Raw genomic sequence first — 16,110 nt, forward strand, 5'->3', positions numbered from 1 at the left:
CACACCCGATGCGACGAGGTAATTGGCATCGATTTTTGACACGCTGTTGAGTTCTCAAGGATCGGACGCGCACCAACCACATCGCTCAAAGAGCTCATCGTCGGGGCTGCCGTTCGGAGGTCGTCACGCCGGGGGCTTCGCTCCCGGGCAACCACTCCAACTTACCCTCCCCGCTCCGCCCTGGTCAAACTCGGCCCTGCAAGAGGTCCGTGCTCGCCCCAGGTGGTCCGGGGGCCACGCCGACCGCGGCGGACGCGAACGCCCGTCATGGTCTTTCGTGGCTGTCAGCTCGTGGGACCGGCCTACTTGGTGCGGGGCTGGACGGCCCTGCCGCTTGGTGTCCGGTGCTCCCTCTCGGGCTGACGTCGAAAACTGTAGATCACCGACGGCGGCCAACACAAATCCGGGTGCCGGTGCCGGGTCCTGGCGCCCAGGAGCGTTGCCGCACAGCGACATCGGCGGCCCCACGCACGAGTCAGGCGGTCGATGGGGTGTCGACGAGCCCGGCCGCCAGGTTCTTGCGTCCACGGCGGAGGACGACGACGCCGCCGGGAAGGACGTCATTGTCGCCGAGCGCGCTCTCGGGGTCGGCGACCTTGACCCCGTTGACGGACGCGCCGCCCTCCCCCACCGTGCGTCGCGCCGCGTTACGCGACTCCGCGAGCCCGACGGCAACGAGGGCGTCGACGACGGACATCCCGACGCTGACGGCGCCGCTCGGCAGCTCGGACGCGGCGTCCCGCAGGGTGGCTGCGTCGAGCGCACGGAGGTCGCCCTTGCCGAAGAGCGCTTCGCTGGCCGCCTGCACCGCACTCGTGGCAGCGGGCCCGTGCACCAGCGTCGTGACGTCGGCGGCGAGGCAGCGTTGAGCCGCGCGCTTCCACGGCTCGTCGGCCAGCTGACGCTCGAGGTCGGCGATCTCCTCGGCACTGCGGTCGGTGAAGACCTTGAGCAGCGTGACCACCGACGCGTCCTCGACGTTGAGCCAGTACTGGTAGAAGGCGTAGGGGCTGGTCATGTCGGCGGACAGCCAGATGGCGTTGCCGGCGCTCTTGCCGAACTTCTCCCCCGAGCTGTCGGTGAGGAGCGGCGTCGTCAGCAGGTGCACCGAGCGCCCCTCGACCCGGTGGATGAGGTCGGAGCCAGCGACGAGGTTGCCCCACTGGTCGCTGCCGCCCGTCTGGAGCGTGCACCCGTACTGGCGGTAGAGCTCGAGGTAGTCCAGCCCCTGGAGCAGCTGGTAGCTGAACTCGGTGTACGAGATGCCCTCGTCGCTGGCGAGCCGCGCGGCGATGGCGTCCTTTCGGAGCATCTGGTTGACCCGGAAGTGCTTGCCCACGTCTCGCAGGAAGTCCAGCGCCGACATCCCCTCGGTCCAGTCGAGGTTGTTCACGAAGACCGCGGCGTTCTCACCGGAGGTGTCGAGGAAGGGGCGGACCTGCTCCTGGATGCGCGCCACCCACTCCGCGGTCTGCTCCTTGGTCTTCAGCCCGCGCTCCGACGTCGGCCGGGGGTCACCGATGAGCCCGGTCGAGCCGCCGACGAGGCAGATCACCCGGTGCCCCGCGCGCTGGAGGTGGCGCAGGACGACGAGCTGCACGAGGTTGCCGAAGTGCAGCGAGGGCGCGGTGGGGTCGAACCCGCAGTACGCCGTGATCGGCCCGTCGGCGAGTGCCTGGCGCAGCGCGGACTCGTCGGTGGTCTGGGCCACCAACCCCCGCCACTGCAGCTCGTCGAGGATGTCGGTCACGGTGGGTCCTTCCGGGTCGCCGGTGCCGGCGTCGCACCGGCCGCCCCAGCCTGCCACGCCGGCCGCGGGCGATGTGTGCCGGGAGCCCGGGGTGGACGTCGACCGATGGCACGTCACCGTCTGCGCCGCACCGCGGGCCGGTAGGGGCTGACGCTGGGCTCGCCGTCGAGCCAGAACCGCCACGGGAACGCCTCCCCGTCCCCACCCGGGCCGCTGACCCCGACCCGGGGGCCGGTGCGGATGTCCGCGGCAGCGTGTTGGCGCCTGGGCACGGTGAGGCGCGCTGCCGTCGCGGGGTCGAGCAGGTCCAGCCCGTTCTGCTCCCGCCCCAGGCCGAGGGTCACCGCGAGCCGCGCCGGGCCTCTTGCCCAGTCCCGCTCCCGCACCCCGGCCCGGCGGACCGCCGCGACCTCGTGCCCCGCCTCGACCTCCCCCGCCCGGAGCAGCACGGCCGACGCCTCGCCCTCGGGCCCGGTGACGACGTTGGCGCAGAAGTGCATCCCGTACGTGAAGTACACGTACAGCCGGCCGGCGCGCCCGAACATCACCTCGGTGCGTGGGGTCCGGCCACGGTAGGCGTGCGAGCCCGGGTCGACGGCCCCCGCATAGGCCTCGACCTCGGTGATCCGGACCGTCACCCCCGCATGGGTCACCCGCGCTCCGAGCAGCGCGGGTGCGACCTCGGTGGAGTCGCGGGCGAGCAGCGCGGCGAGCGGGTCGGTCATGGGCCCAGTCTGGCTCGGCCGCAGGTCAGCGGGCGGTGGGGAGGTCGGCCGTCCACACCCGGGCCTCGGCCGCCGTGGCCACGACCCGCTCCAGCTGCTCGGCGACGCGCACCGGTGCGGTGCCGCCCTGGCCCGAGCGCGAGGCCAGCGACCCCTCGACCGAGAGCACCTCGCGGACCCCGGGCGTCAGGTGCTCGCTGATGGCCGCGAGGTCGTCGTCGGAGAGGTCCCACAACTCGATGCCGCGCGCCTCGCACGCGCGGACGCAGGCGCCCGCGACCTCGTGGGCGACCCGGAACGGCACTCCCTCGCGGACGAGCCACTCGGCGATGTCGGTGGCCAGCGAGAACCCCTGGGGCGCGAGGGCGGCGAGCCGGTCGGTGTCGAAGGTCAGCGTCGCCACCATCCCCGAGAACGCGGGGAGCAGGACCTCGAGGGTGTCGATCGCGTCGAACACCGGCTCCTTGTCCTCCTGGAGGTCGCGGTTGTACGCCAGCGGCAGGCCCTTGAGCGTCGTCAGCAGGCCAGCGAGGTCGCCGACGAGCCGGCCGGCCTTGCCGCGTGCGAGCTCCGCGACGTCGGGGTTCTTCTTCTGCGGCATGATGCTCGACCCCGTCGAGTACGCGTCGTCGAGGGTGACGAACGAGAACTCCTTGGTGGCCCAGAGGATGACCTCCTCGGCGAGGCGGGACACGTCGACGGCCGTCATCGCCGCGACGAACGAGAACTCGGCGGCGTAGTCGCGCGAGGCGGTGCCGTCGATCGAGTTCTCGACCGCTCCCGCGAAGCCGAGGTCGGCGGCGACGGCCGCCGGGTCCAGGCCGAGCGAGGAGCCCGCCAGCGCGCCGGAGCCGTAGGGCGAGAGGCCCGCCCGGGCGTCCCAGTCGCGGAACCGGTCGACGTCGCGGAGCAGGGCCCAGGCGTGGGCCAGGAGGTGGTGGGACAGGAGCACCGGCTGGGCGTGCTGGAGGTGGGTCCGGCCGGGCATCGGCACCCCGTGGTGCCGGCGGGCCTGGAGGACGAGGGCGTCGACGACGTCGAGGACCAGCCCGGCCACGAGCCGCGCGTGCTCGCGCAGGTACATCCGCCCGAGGGTCGCGATCTGGTCGTTGCGGGAGCGCCCGGCGCGCAGCCGGCCTCCGACGTCCGGCCCGGCCCGCTCGATGAGGCCGCGCTCGAGCGCGGTGTGGACGTCCTCGTCGCCCTCGGCGGCGACGAAGGCCCCGGACTCGACATCGGCCCGCAGCCGCTCCAGCGCCGCGAGCATGGCCTCGAGCATCTCGTCGTCGAGCAGGCCGGCCCGGTGCAGGACCCGGGCGTGGGCCCGCGACCCCGCGATGTCGTGGAGCGCGAGGCGCCAGTCGAAGTGCGTCGACTTCGACAGCGCCGCCAGGGCGTCGGCGGGCCCTCCGGAGAAGCGTCCGCCCCACAGGCTGACGGCCGCCGGGGCGCTCGGGTCGGGCGAGGTCACGAGGGGTCCTTCCGGGTGTACGACATCAGGCGGTCGACGACCTCACGGCTGCGCTGGGGCCCCGACGTGATGACCATGATCGTGTCGTCACCGGCGATGGTCCCCAGCACCCCCTCGACCGTCGTGTGGTCGATGGCCGAGGCGAGGAAGTTCGCCGCGCCCGGGGGCGTCCGCAGGACGACGAGGTTCGCCGAGTGGTCGGCCGAGACGAGCAGCTCCTGGCAGCGGGTCTGCAGGCGCGAGACGCGCTCCTCGGTGGCCGCGGCCACCCGGACCGTGCGGTCGCCGCCCTCACCCGGCACGGCGTACACGAGGTTCTTGCCGACCCGGACCCGCTCGGCGCCGACGTCGACGAGGTCACGCGACAGCGTCGCCTGGGTGACCTCGATGCCGTCGGTGGCCAGCAGGTCGAGCAGGTCGGTCTGGCTGCGGACGGGCTCGGCACGCAGGATCTCCACGATCCGCTGCTGCCGGGCCGCCCGGCTCGTCGAGACGGTCATGCCGACACCTCCGAGTGCTCGAGTAGCCAGGACAGGAGGGCCTTCTGCGCGTGGAGGCGGTTCTCGGCCTCCTGCCAGACGTGCGAGCGCGGCCCGTCGATGACCGCGGAGGTCACCTCGTGGCCCCGGTACGCCGGAAGGCAGTGCAGGAAGACCGCGTGGTCGGCGGCCTGGGCCATGAGCGCCTCGTCGACGCGGAAGGGCTCGAACGGGCCGTCGGTGCCGTGCCGGGTGTCCGACTCCTCCTCCTGGCCCATCGACACCCACGTGTCGGTCGCGACGACGTCGGCGCCCCTCACCGCCGTGACGGCGTCGTCGGTGACGAGCACCGACGCCCCGGTCCGCGCGGCGATCTCCTCGGCCCGGGCGACGACGGCCGCCGACGGCTGGTGGCTCGGTGGTGCGCCGACCCGCACGTGCACCCCGGCGGTGGCCGAGGCGAGCAGGTAGGAGTGGGCCATGTTGTTCGCGCCGTCCCCGACGTAGGCGAGGGTGCGACCGGCGAGGTCGCCGAGCAGCTCGCGCACGGTGAGGAGGTCCGCGAGGGTCTGGCACGGGTGGAAGTCGTCGGTGAGCGCGTTGACGACCGGGACCCCCGCGTACTCGGCCATCTCCTCGAGCTTGGCCTGCTCGAAGGTGCGCCACACCACCGCCGCCGACTGCCGGCCGAGGATCCGGGCGACGTCGGCGACGGGCTCGCGCACGCCGACCCCGGCGAGCCGCCCGTCGACGACCATGGGGAACCCCCCGAGGCCCGAGACGGCGCCGACGAAGGAGACCTGGGTGCGCAGGGTCTGCTTGTCGAAGAGGATCGAGACGGTCTGCGGGCCCTCGAGGCAGCGGTCGGAGAACGGGTCCGCCTTGAGCGCCAGGGCCCGGTCGAGCACCTCGCGCTGCTCGTCCGGGGTGAGGTCGTCGTCGCGCAGGAAGTGACGCAGGGTCATCGGTTCTCCTCGGTGGCCGCGTCGAGGAGCCCCGGCAGGGCGTCGACGAAGAGGTCGAGCTGGTCGGTGGTGACGACGAAGGGCGGCGCCAGCCGGATGGCGTCCGGTGCGACCGGGTTGACGAGGATGCCGGCGTCCCGTGCGTGGGCGGCCACCGAGGGCGCCCACTCCCCCGCCAGGGTCACCGCGCGCAGGAGGCCGGCCCCCCGGATGCCCGTGACCCGGGGGTCGCCGAGGCCCAGGACCCGCCGCTCGAGGTGCTCGCCGGCTGCCCGGACGTGGTCGAGCAGGCCCTCGGCCACGATCGTGTCGAGCACGGCCAGCCCCGCGGCGCACGAGAGGGGGTTGCCCCCGAACGTCGTGCCGTGCTGCCCCGCTGCCAGCAGTGCCGTGACCTCGGGCCCGAACGTCACGAGGGCGCCGATGGGCACGCCACCGCCCAGCCCCTTGGCCACGGTCATCGCGTCGGGCACGACCCCCGCCTGCTGGCACGCGAACCAGGACCCGGTGCGCCCGACCCCGGTCTGGATCTCGTCGAGGACGAGCAGCGCCCCGGCCTCGGCGGTCAGGGCCCGGGCGGCCCGGAGGTATTCGGCCGTGGCCGGGACCACCCCGCCCTCGCCCTGGATCGGCTCGAGCACGACGGCGGAGGTGTCCGGCCCGACCGAGGACTCGAGCGCCGCGACGTCACCCCACGGGACGTGCACGACGCCGGGCAGCAGCGGCTCGAACGGCTCGCGGTACGCCGGCTTGTGGGTGAGGGCCAGGGCGCCGGTGCTCCGGCCGTGGAAGGCGCCCTCGGCCGCGATGATCCCCATCCGGCCGGTGCGCCGGGCGAGCTTGACGGCTGCCTCCATCGCCTCGGTGCCCGAGTTGCAGAAGAACACCGCCGAGCCGGCGGGGGCGCCCGCCACCTCCAGGAGGCGCTCGGCGAGCTCGACCTGGGGCACGGAGGTGTAGAAGTTCGAGACGTGGACGAGCTGGCCCGCCTGCTTCGAGACGGCCGCGACGAGCGCCGGGTGGTTGTGCCCGAGGACGGTGACGGCCAGGCCGCCAACGAGGTCGAGGTAGCGCCGGCCGTCGACGTCCCACACCCAGGCGCCCTCGCCGTGCTCCAGGACCAGCTGGGGCCGGCCGAAGACACCGAGCAGCGCCCGGTCGTACCGGCCCAGCCAGGCGTCGGTCTGCTTCCCTGCGGTCGGGGTGGGCTCACGCATCGTCGTCTCCGTCCTGGTCCGCCAGGACCATCGTGCCGATGCCCTCGGAGGTGAAGATCTCGAGGAGGACGCTGTGCGGCTGGCGGCCGTCGACGACGTGGGCCCGTGGCACCCCCGCCTCGACGGCCCGGATGCACGCCTCGAGCTTCGGGATCATCCCGGCCTCCACCCGGGTCAGCAGCTCGCGGGCGCGGCCGACCCGCAGCTCGGACAGGAGCGACCCGCGGTCGGGCCAGTCGGCGTAGATGCCTTCGACGTCGGTGAGCACGACGAGCTTGCGGGCGCCGAGCGCCGCGGCCAGTGCCGCGGCGGCGGTGTCGGCGTTGACGTTGAGGACCTGGCCGTCGTGGTCGAGGTCCGGGGCCACGGTGGACACGACGGGGATGCGCCCTGCGTCGAGGAGGTCCAGGACGGCCCGGGGGTCGACCTCGACGACGTCGCCGACGAGCCCGAGGTCGTGCTCCTCGCCGTCGACGGTGACGCCGCGGCGCCGCGCCCCGAACAGGCCGGCGTCCTCCCCCGAGAGCCCGACGGCGACCGGGCCGTGCTGGTTGAGCAGGCCGACGAGCTCGCGTCCGACCTGGCCGGTGAGCACCATCCGCACGACGTCCATGACCTCGGGGGTCGTGACGCGCAGGCCGCCGCGGAACTCCGACTGCAGGCCGAGGCGGTCGAGCATGCTCTTGATCTGCGGCCCGCCGCCGTGGACGACGACCGGGCGCAGCCCGGCGTAGCGGAGGAAGGCGATGTCCTGGGCGAACGCCGCCTTCAGCCCGTCGTCGGTCATCGCGTTGCCGCCGTACTTGACGACGACGAGCGCGCCGCGGAACGACTCGAGCCACGGGAGTGCCTCGACGAGGGTCGTCGCCTTCGACTGGGCGACCCGCAGCGCCGCGGCGTCGATCGCGCCGCGGAACGCCAGCTGCTCGGGTGGGGTCATGGGGGCCTTCGTCTCGGTCGTGCTCAGGTGGAGTAGGCGGAGTTCTCGTGGACGTAGTCGTGGGTGAGGTCGTTGGTCCAGACCGTCGCCGCGGCGTCACCGGCGTACAGGTCGACGACGACGTGCACCACCCGGCCCGACAGGTCGACGAGGGTGCGGTCCTCGCCCACGCCCCCGGCCCGGCACACCTGGACGCCGTTCATCGACACGTCGAGGGTCGCGGGGTCGAACGCGGCGGCCGTGGTCCCGACGGCGGCCAGGACGCGCCCCCAGTTGGGGTCGCCGCCGAAGACCGCGCACTTGAAGAGGGCGTTGCGGGCGATCGAGCGGGCGACCTCGAGCGCGTCGTCCTCCGAGGCCGCGGAGCGGACCTCGACGGCGATGTCGTGGTGGGCTCCCTCGGCGTCGGCCACGAGCTGGCGGGCCAGGTCGGCGCACACCGCCGTGACCGCCGCACCGAGGTCGTCGGGGTCGACCCGGCGCCCGGAGGCGCCGGACGCGAGGAGGACCACGGTGTCGTTCGTCGACATGCAGCCGTCGGAGTCGACCCGGTCGAAGGTCGTGCGCGTCGCCTCGCGCAGGGCCGCGTCGAGGGTCGGAGCGTCGGCGACCGCGTCGGTGGTGAGGACGACGAGCATCGTCGCGAGCGAGGGCGCGAGCATCCCCGCGCCCTTGGCCATCCCCCCGACCGACCAGCCGTCGTGGTCGGCGTGCGCGGTCTTCGGGACGCTGTCGGTCGTCATGATGGCCTCGGCGGCCGCCGGCCCTCCTTCGCCGGTCAACGACGCGGCCGCCGCGTCGACCCCGCGAAGCAGGCGGTCCATCGGCAGCCGTTCCCCGATGAGCCCGGTCGAGCAGACGACGACGTCACCGGCGGCCACGCCGAGTGCGGCGGCGACGTGCTCGGCCGTGGCGTGGGTGTCCTGGAAGCCGGGCACGCCGGTGCAGGCGTTCGCACCGCCGCTGTTGAGGACGACGACGTCGGCCCGGCCGTCGGCGACGACGGTGCGCGACCAGGTGACGGGGGCGGCTTCGACCCGGTTGCTCGTGAAGACGGCCGCGGCGGCGTGCTCCGGGCCGTCGTTGACGACGAGCGCGACGTCCGGGCGGCCGGAGGCCTTCAGGCCGGCGACGACCCCGGACGCCCGGAACCCCCGGGGGGTGGTGACCGACATCAGGACCCTCCCCCGCTCAACGTCGTCGGGGTGATGACGAAACCGGCCCGGCGCCAGGCCTGCGCGGCGTCGGCGGACCGGTCGCGCGGCACGAGGACCCAGTCGGTGTCGAACGTGGACAGGCCGAGCACCGAGATCCCGGCGTGGGCGAGCGGGGTGAGGATGTCGACGAAGACGCCGACGGCCGAGAAGGCCAGCGGCCCGGCGACCTCGACGGCGCGGAACGGACCCTCGCTGCGGGCGGCGGCCGGCACCACGTCGGTGGCGCAGACGATCGAGGTCTCGTCGGCGGTCCGGGTCAGCGACGCCAGCGGCCCGCGCTGCCAGTCGAAGTCCGGCTCCACTCCGCTGGGGAGCCGGACGATGGAGACGTCCTCGGGGTGCTCCATGAGGTGGAGCGGCATGGCGGTCACGGGGCGACTCCGGCCAGCGGGAGCCCGGTGGTCTCGGGGAGGCCGAGGGCGAGGTTGAGGCACTGGACGGCGGCCCCGGCCGTGCCCTTGGTGAGGTTGTCGACGGCCGCGACGACGACGACCCGGCCGACCCGATCGTCGAGGGTCACCTGGAGGTGGACGCAGTTGGAGCCGAGGACGCTCGCGGTGCTCGGCCAGCGCCCCTCCGGGAGGACGTGGACGAAGGGCTCGTCGAGGTATGCCACGTCCCAGGCCGCCCGGACCTCCGCGGCGGTCACCCCGTCGACGGCCCGCGCGGTGCACGTCGCGAGGATGCCGCGGGGCATCGGGGCCAGGGTCGGGGTGAACGAGACGGTGACGGGCCCACGACCGCACGCCGAGAGGTTCTGCTCGATCTCGGGGGTGTGCCGGTGGACCCCGCCGACGCCGTACGGCGACATGGAGCCCATCGTCTCGGCGCCGAGGAGGTGCGGCTTGAGGGAGCGGCCGGCACCGGAGGTGCCCGAGGCCGCGACGACGGTGATGTCGGCGGGCTCGACGACCCCGCCGACGAGGCCGGGTGCGAGGGCCAGCGAGACGGCCGTCGGGTAGCAGCCGGGGACGGCGATGCGGGTCGCCCCGGCGAGGGCGCCGCGCTGCGGGCCCTCGGCCGTCGGGAGCTCCGGCAGGCCGTAGGGCCAGGACCCCGCGTGGCTCGTGTCGTAGAACTCGGTCCACGCGTCGGGGTCACGCAGCCGGTGGTCGGCGCCACAGTCGACGACGAGGACGTCCGGCGGCAGGGCCTGCGCGATACGGGCCGAGTGGCCGTGCGGCAGGGCGAGGGCGACGGCGTCATGACCCGCGAGGACCTCGGGGGTCGTCTCCTCCAGGACCCGGTCCGCGAGCGGCGTCAGGTGCGGGTGGATGCTCCCCAGCAGCTCGCCGGCGTTGCCACCCGCGGTCAGGGCGCCGACCTCGAGATCGGGGTGCGCCAGCAGCAGCCGGAGGATCTCTCCCCCGGCGTACCCACTCGCTCCGGCCACGGCAACCTTCGGCATATGCATGACTATACAGAGTTCGCCAACTCCATGCACAACCACCCCATCACCCACCTCCCGGGCTTCCCGACTTTTCATGCCCCGGTCCGCGCGACACGCCGCTCAGGCGGCGGTTCGCGCGGACGCCGGCCTGAAATGTCGGGACAGAGCGGGTGAGGTCAGGCGAGGGGGTCGTCGTCGCGCAGGACGAGGTCGAGCATGCGCTCGCCCGGCTCGAGCCCGCGCTCGGCCATCGCGCGGAGCGAGTCCGGGGTGTCGACACCGGCCCGCACGAAACGCCCGGAGAACGCGTCGAGGTCACCGGAGGCCAGCGCGAGGACGAGCGACGTGACCTCCTCGGGCGAGGTCCACTCGGTGCGGCCGACGTGGGCGTCCATCGCCGCGGTCATGTCGGTGCGCACCACCCCCGGCATGAGGTCGAACGCCCGGATGCCGCGGTCCCAGCCGGCGAGGTGGGCCGAGCCCGTGATGCGCGCGAGCGCGGCCTTACTGGCGGAGTACGCGCTCGCGACCGCCCCGGCCCGGCGGGCCGACCCGGAGTTCACGTTGACCACCCGGCCACCGCCGGCCGCCACGAGGTGCGGGGCCACGAGCCAGGTCATGAGGTAGACGCCCAGGACGTTGACCTCGTGGGTGTACCACCACTGGTCGGGGTCGGAGGCGAACAGGTCGACCTCGGCGTCGATGACCCCGGCGTTGTTGACGAGGAGGTCGATGCGGCCCTGCCGCTCGACGATGTCAGCCACCCAGGCCGCCAGGGCCTCCCGGTCGGTGACCGGCGCGACCGTCGAGGACCCCCGCTCGACGACCCACCCGGCGTCCTCGAGCGCCATCGCGACGGCACGCCCGATGCCGCGCGAGGCGCCGGTGACGACGGCGACGAGGTGGCCGCCCCGCCCGGCACCGTCGTCGGTGTCGGGCTCGGGGGTCACGTCGCCCTCGTCGTCGACGGGCTCGGTGATGCCGGCCGCGGCCTCGCTCACGCCCGCTGCACCGCTCCGTGCGCCGCCGCCGCGGCGGCCACGGCGGCGTCCCGCAGCCGCGACACCTCCTCGGTCGTCAGGGTGCGCTCCGGTGAGCGGAAGGTCAGCCGGTAGGCGAGCGACTTGCGCCCCTCCCCCACCTGACCGCCCTCGTAGACGTCGAAGAGGTGCACCGCCTCCAGCAGGTCACCCCCACCGGACACCAGCGCCTCGCGCACCCCGGACGCCGGCACACCGCGGTCGACGACGAGCGCGACGTCGCTCTGGGCCATCGGGTACGTGGCGAGCGTGCGGGCGCGCACGGTGTGGTCGGCGGCGACGGTGAGGAGGTCGAGGTCGAGCTCGCCACCGACGGTGCGCTCGGGCAGCCCGAGGGCCTGGACGACCTTCGGGTGCAGCTCCCCGACCCGGCCGAGGACCGTGCCCTCGGCCAGCGCCACCCGTGCGCAGCGGCCGGGGTGCCAGGGCATGGCGTCGTCGGCCGAGACGACGACCTCGACGGCGAGCGCCTGCGCGACGGCCTCGACGAGCTCGAGCACGTCGGTGAGGTCGGCGCGACGACCGGCGCCCCACCACCCGGCGCGGTCCCGGTCGCCGGCGAGGAGCCACGCGACGTGCCGCGGCTGGTGCGGCACGGCCTCCCGGATGGTCGCGAGCACGGCGTCCGAGGGCCGGACCCCGACGTCCTCGGTGGGCGCCTGGCGCTGCGGGCCGGTGCGCGCCGTGACGAGCCCGAGCTCGAAGAGCGCGACGTCTTTCGCCCCCCGCGAGACGTTGCGCCGCAGGGCCTCGACGAGCGTCGCGACGAGGCTCGTGCGCATGAACGGCTCCTCGTCGGACAGCGGGTTCGCGATGCGCACGGTGCGGGCCGTCTCGGCGTCGACGTCGAGCCCGAGGTCGGCGAAGCGGTCGGCCCCGACGAACGGGTCGCTCCACACCTCGGCGAGCCCCTGGGCGGCCAGCAGGTCGGCGACGACCCGTCGCACCCGCTGGGCGTGCGTGAGCCCCGACCCGCCCGGAGGCGTCGGGAGCACCGACGGGATGCGCGCGTAGCCGTGGATCCGCGCGACCTCCTCGACGAGGTCCTCGGCGGTCGTGAGGTCCGGCCGCCAGGACGGCGGGGAGACCGTCAGCGCATCCCCGTCGGCGTCCACCGCGCAGCCGATCCGGCGCAGGATGTCGACGACCTCGTCCGCGGGGTAGTCGATGCCGACGAGGCGCGACGGGAAGGCCGCCGACAGGGCGATCGGCGCGGGCTCGGCCGGAGTGCCCACATCGGTGACGCCGGGGTCGACGGTGCCGCCGCCGTAACGGACGAGCAGGTCGACGGCGAGCTGGGCCGCGGCCGGCGCGAGCCCGGGGTCGACGCCGCGCTCGAAACGCCGCGACGCCTCCGACGGGAGCCGGTGCCGGCGTGCCGAGCGGGCCACGGACACGGGGTCGAAGTGGGCCGCCTCGATGAGCACGTCGCTGGTCGAGGACGACACCTCGGTGCTGGCGCCGCCCATGACGCCGGCGATGGCGATGGGCGTCTCGCCGCCGTCGGTGATGAGGAGGTCCCCCGGGTCCAGGGCCCGGTCGACGTCGTCGAGGGTGGTGAGCCGCTCGCCCGCGCGGGCGCGGCGGACGACGATGCGCTCGCCGAGCCGCGCGAGGTCGAACGCGTGCAGCGGCTGGCCGAGCCCGAGCATCACGTAGTTGGTCACGTCGACCGCCAGCGAGATCGGGCGCATCCCGGCCTCGGTGAGCCGGGCGCGCATCCACGCCGGGGTCGGCGCGGCGACGTCGATCCCCCGGACGACGCGAGCGACGTACCGGTCGCAGCCGAGGCGGCCGCGGACGGGTGACTCGTCGGTCAGCTCGACGGGGTAGCCGGTGTCGGTGGGGGCCGGGGCGGCGGCGGCGAGCGCGGTCACCGGGTCGGTGAACACCGCCCCGGTCGCGTGGCCGTACTCCCGCGCGACCCCGCGCACCGAGAAGCAGTAGCCCCGGTCGGGGGTGACGTTGACCTCGACGGTCTCGCGGTCGAGCCCGAGGATCGCGATGGCGTCGGCCCCGGGCACGCACCTGGCCAGCGTCTCGTCGTCCCCGGCGAAGCGCCGGGTGAGCACGATGATGCCGTCGTGGTCGTCGCCGAGGCCGAGCTCGCGCTCGGAGCAGATCATCCCGGCCGAGACGTGGCCGTAGGTCTTGCGCGCCGACACCTCCAGCGGGCCCTGCGGCGTCGGCAGGACACCTCCGGGCAGGATCACCGGGACGAGGTCGCCCTCGTCGAAGTTCGGCGCCCCGCAGACGATGCCCTGCGGCTCGCCGGTGCCGTTGGCGTCGCCGACGTCGACCTGGCACCAGCTGATGGTCTTGCCGTTCTTCTGCGGCTCACGCACCACCGAGAGGACGCGGCCGACGACGAGGGGGCCGGTGACGCCGCCACCGTGCAGCCCCTCCTCCTCGAGCCCGACCGCCACGAGCGCGGCGGCGATGTCCGCCCCGGTCGCGTCCGGGGAGACCGCGACGTACTCGCGCAGCCAGTCGACGGGAACCCGCATCAGATCTCCATCCCGAACTGGGCGTCGAAACGCACGTCACCCTCGATCATGTCGCGCATGTCGCTGACCCCGGTGCGGAACATCAGCGCCCGGTCCACGCCCATCCCGAAGGCGAAGCCGGTGTAGCGGTCGGGGTCGACCCCGCACGCGGTGAGGACGTTGCGGTTGACCATGCCGCACCCGCCCCACTCGATCCAGCCCATCCCCTTGCACGTCCGGCACTCGGGGTCCTCGCCGCGGCAGACGAAGCAGCGCAGGTCCATCTCGGCGCTCGGCTCGGTGAAGGGGAAGTACGAGGGCCGCAGCCGGGTCGTGATGCCCGCACCGAACAGCTCGGCGGCGAGCCGGTCCAGGGTGCCCTTGAGGTGGGCCATCGTGATGCCCTCGTCGACGGCGAGGCCCTCGACCTGGTGGAACGCCGGCATGTGCGTGGCATCGAGCTCGTCGGTGCGGAAGACCCGGCCGATGGCGGCGACGTACACCGGCACGCCGCGCTCGAGCAGGGTCCGGGCCTGCACCGGCGAGGTGTGGGTGCGCAGGACGAGGCCGTCCTCGGGCGGGTCGACGTAGAAGGTGTCCTGCATCTGGCGCGCGGGGTGGTCGATGTCGAAGTTCAGGGCGTCGAAGTTGAACCACTCCGCCTCGATCTCGGGGCCCTCGGCGATCTCCCAGCCCATCCCGATGAACAGGTCGGCGATGCGCTGCGACATGAGCTCGATGGGGTGGCGGCGCCCCAGCGGACGGCGCCCCGCGGGCAGCGTGACGTCGACGGCCTCGTCCACGAGGATGCGCTCGTCGCGCTCGGCCTCGAGTTCGGCCTGGCGGGCGGCGAACGCCTGGGCGACCCGGCCCCGGGCCTGGCCGACCCGCTTGCCGGCCTCGGCCTTGGCGCTGGGGGGCAGCGCCCTGATCTCGCGGTTCGCGAGCGCGAGCGGGCTCTTGTCGCCCTGGTGGGCTCCGCGGGCGGCCTTGAGCTCGTCGAGGGTCGACGCGGCCTGCGCGGCCGCCAGGGCCGCGGCAGCGGCGGCCTCGACGGCTGCGGGGTCGAGCGCGGCGACCTCGACGGGGTCGTAGCTGGTGTTGGGTCCGGACATCGCTTCCACTTCTTCGTCGGTGGGGGCGCGCCCGAGTCTAGGGAGCGCCGCTCCCCCGGTGCTGGACGGGGTTCATCCCGGACGGGGCGAGCCGCCGCGCGGGGCTCAGACCCGGCTGGCGACGCGGGCCTCCCGCGCCGTGGAGCGGCGGGCGACGACGAACGACCACAGGGCCACCGCGACGCCGACCGCTGCCACGGCGACGAAGCCCGCGCCGTGGCCGTACCCGTCGAGCGCCAACCCCGCGAACGGCGCCCCGAGCGCGCCGCCGGCGGTGATCGAGGAGCCGTGCCAGCCCATCGCCTCCCCCCGGGCGCGGGCAGGCACCAGGCGCGCGGCCTCGTCGACGGTGGCCGTGATCGCCGGGGCGCACAGGAGCCCCGCGAGGAGCGCGTACCCCGCGAGCTCCCACGGCGAGGACGCCAGCGCCATCGGCGCGGTGGCGAGGGCGAGGCCCAGCAGCAGCCAGCGGGCCGGGATCTCCCGGGGCAGGGCGCCGTAGACGAGGCCGCCGACGAGCGACCCCAGCCCCCACACGGCGAGGACGATCCCGATCTGGCCGACCGTGTCGAACTCGCGCATCGTCGCGACGATGGCCAGGTCGGAGCCCGCCAGCACCAGCGTCGAGGTGGCGGCGATCGCGCAGACGGCGATGAAGCCCGGGCGCAGCCAGGTCCGCCGGGGCGGCGCCTCCGCGCCCGCGGCGTCCTCGCCCTTGCCGCGCAGCGGGGGGTTCGCGATCCACAGGGCCACCCCGGCCGCGACCCCGCACATCTGCACGACGAAGAGCACCTTGGCGGTGCCCCAGTGGATCGAGGCCCAGACGGCCACGGCGGGCACCACCATGAAGCAGACCTCGATGATGGCGGAGTCCAGGGAGATGGCCGTCCTGCGTTGGTCCTCCGGCACCGCGGCGATGATCGCCTGGCGGATCACCGAGAAGGTGGGGACGACGAACAGCCCGGCCACCACCACGAGCACCAGCAGCGGCAGGTAGCCGACCCACGGAGCGATGGCCCAGCTCGTGCCGGAGATGAGCAGCGACGGGGCGACGACGCGGCGCAGCCCGTGCTTGTCGAGCAGCCGGCCGCGCCAGGGGCCGCTGATCGCGATGGAGATCGTCGCCGCCGCGGCCACGAGCCCGGCCTCGGTGTAGGAGCGGCCGAGCGCCGTGACGACATGGATGCTGACGAGGATGCCCGTCGCGAAGACCGGGGTCCGCACGAGGGCGCCGATGACGAGTGCCCGACGCAGGCCCTGGTGCGCGAGGACGCGCCGGTAGGGCTCGAGGGTCACTGTGCTCACGTGGACACCT

The 16,110-nt window shown here is 74.2% G+C and carries 14 protein-coding genes; all 14 read right to left on the bottom strand.

Translation table 11 applies throughout. The annotated features are described in order from the left end of the window. Window positions 1–475: 475 nt before the first annotated feature. Window positions 476–1,750, bottom strand: a complete 1,275-nt coding sequence (tyrS, locus tag Q0963_RS15215; protein ID WP_299447694.1) for a tyrosine--tRNA ligase — start codon at window positions 1,748–1,750, stop codon at window positions 476–478. Between the two features lie 113 nt (window positions 1,751–1,863). Continuing rightward, window positions 1,864–2,475, bottom strand: coding sequence for a DNA-3-methyladenine glycosylase (locus tag Q0963_RS15220; protein WP_299447696.1), 612 nt, complete (start codon window positions 2,473–2,475; stop codon window positions 1,864–1,866). A 25-nt stretch (window positions 2,476–2,500) separates the two neighbouring features. After that, entirely contained in the window at window positions 2,501–3,946 is a 1,446-nt protein-coding gene (gene argH / locus Q0963_RS15225) for an argininosuccinate lyase (protein WP_299447698.1), read from the bottom strand. Continuing rightward, window positions 3,943–4,446, bottom strand: a complete 504-nt coding sequence (argR, locus tag Q0963_RS15230; protein ID WP_299447700.1) for an arginine repressor — start codon at window positions 4,444–4,446, stop codon at window positions 3,943–3,945. The genes argH and argR overlap by 4 nt, the downstream gene beginning before the upstream one ends. Beyond that, a complete protein-coding gene (gene argF / locus Q0963_RS15235; RefSeq protein WP_299447702.1) occupies window positions 4,443–5,390 on the bottom strand; it encodes an ornithine carbamoyltransferase in 948 nt (315 codons plus the stop codon). The genes argR and argF overlap by 4 nt, the downstream gene beginning before the upstream one ends. Next, window positions 5,387–6,607, bottom strand: coding sequence for an acetylornithine transaminase (locus Q0963_RS15240; RefSeq protein WP_299447704.1), 1,221 nt, complete (start codon window positions 6,605–6,607; stop codon window positions 5,387–5,389). The genes argF and Q0963_RS15240 overlap by 4 nt, the downstream gene beginning before the upstream one ends. Continuing rightward, window positions 6,600–7,547 carry an acetylglutamate kinase gene (gene argB / locus Q0963_RS15245; protein WP_299447706.1) on the bottom strand — a complete coding sequence of 316 codons (948 nt, stop codon included), beginning with the start codon at window positions 7,545–7,547 and terminating at the stop codon, window positions 6,600–6,602. Before argB ends, Q0963_RS15240 begins: the two co-directional genes overlap by 8 nt. 23 nt (window positions 7,548–7,570) lie before the next feature. Continuing rightward, entirely contained in the window at window positions 7,571–8,722 is a 1,152-nt protein-coding gene (gene argJ, locus Q0963_RS15250) for a bifunctional glutamate N-acetyltransferase/amino-acid acetyltransferase ArgJ (protein WP_299447708.1), read from the bottom strand. After that, window positions 8,722–9,126: an ACT domain-containing protein gene (locus tag Q0963_RS15255; protein WP_299447828.1), complete on the bottom strand. Its 405-nt coding sequence runs from the start codon at window positions 9,124–9,126 to the stop codon at window positions 8,722–8,724. The genes argJ and Q0963_RS15255 overlap by 1 nt, the downstream gene beginning before the upstream one ends. 5 nt (window positions 9,127–9,131) lie before the next feature. Beyond that, window positions 9,132–10,172, bottom strand: coding sequence for an N-acetyl-gamma-glutamyl-phosphate reductase (gene argC / locus Q0963_RS15260; protein WP_299447710.1), 1,041 nt, complete (start codon window positions 10,170–10,172; stop codon window positions 9,132–9,134). 158 nt (window positions 10,173–10,330) lie between these two features. Further along, window positions 10,331–11,155 (bottom strand): SDR family NAD(P)-dependent oxidoreductase, encoded by an 825-nt coding sequence (locus Q0963_RS15265; RefSeq protein WP_299447712.1) that lies wholly within the window; start codon window positions 11,153–11,155, stop codon window positions 10,331–10,333. Next, window positions 11,152–13,701, bottom strand: coding sequence for a phenylalanine--tRNA ligase subunit beta (gene pheT / locus Q0963_RS15270; RefSeq protein WP_299447714.1), 2,550 nt, complete (start codon window positions 13,699–13,701; stop codon window positions 11,152–11,154). The genes Q0963_RS15265 and pheT overlap by 4 nt, the downstream gene beginning before the upstream one ends. Then, window positions 13,701–14,795 (bottom strand): phenylalanine--tRNA ligase subunit alpha, encoded by a 1,095-nt coding sequence (pheS, locus tag Q0963_RS15275; RefSeq protein ID WP_299447716.1) that lies wholly within the window; start codon window positions 14,793–14,795, stop codon window positions 13,701–13,703. Before pheS ends, pheT begins: the two co-directional genes overlap by 1 nt. A 105-nt stretch (window positions 14,796–14,900) precedes the next feature. After that, window positions 14,901–16,100 carry an MFS transporter gene (locus Q0963_RS15280; RefSeq protein WP_299447718.1) on the bottom strand — a complete coding sequence of 400 codons (1,200 nt, stop codon included), beginning with the start codon at window positions 16,098–16,100 and terminating at the stop codon, window positions 14,901–14,903. Window positions 16,101–16,110: the final 10 nt, after the last annotated feature.

The organism is uncultured Phycicoccus sp. (assembly GCF_947495705.1).
Lineage (GTDB): Bacteria > Actinomycetota > Actinomycetes > Actinomycetales > Dermatophilaceae > Phycicoccus.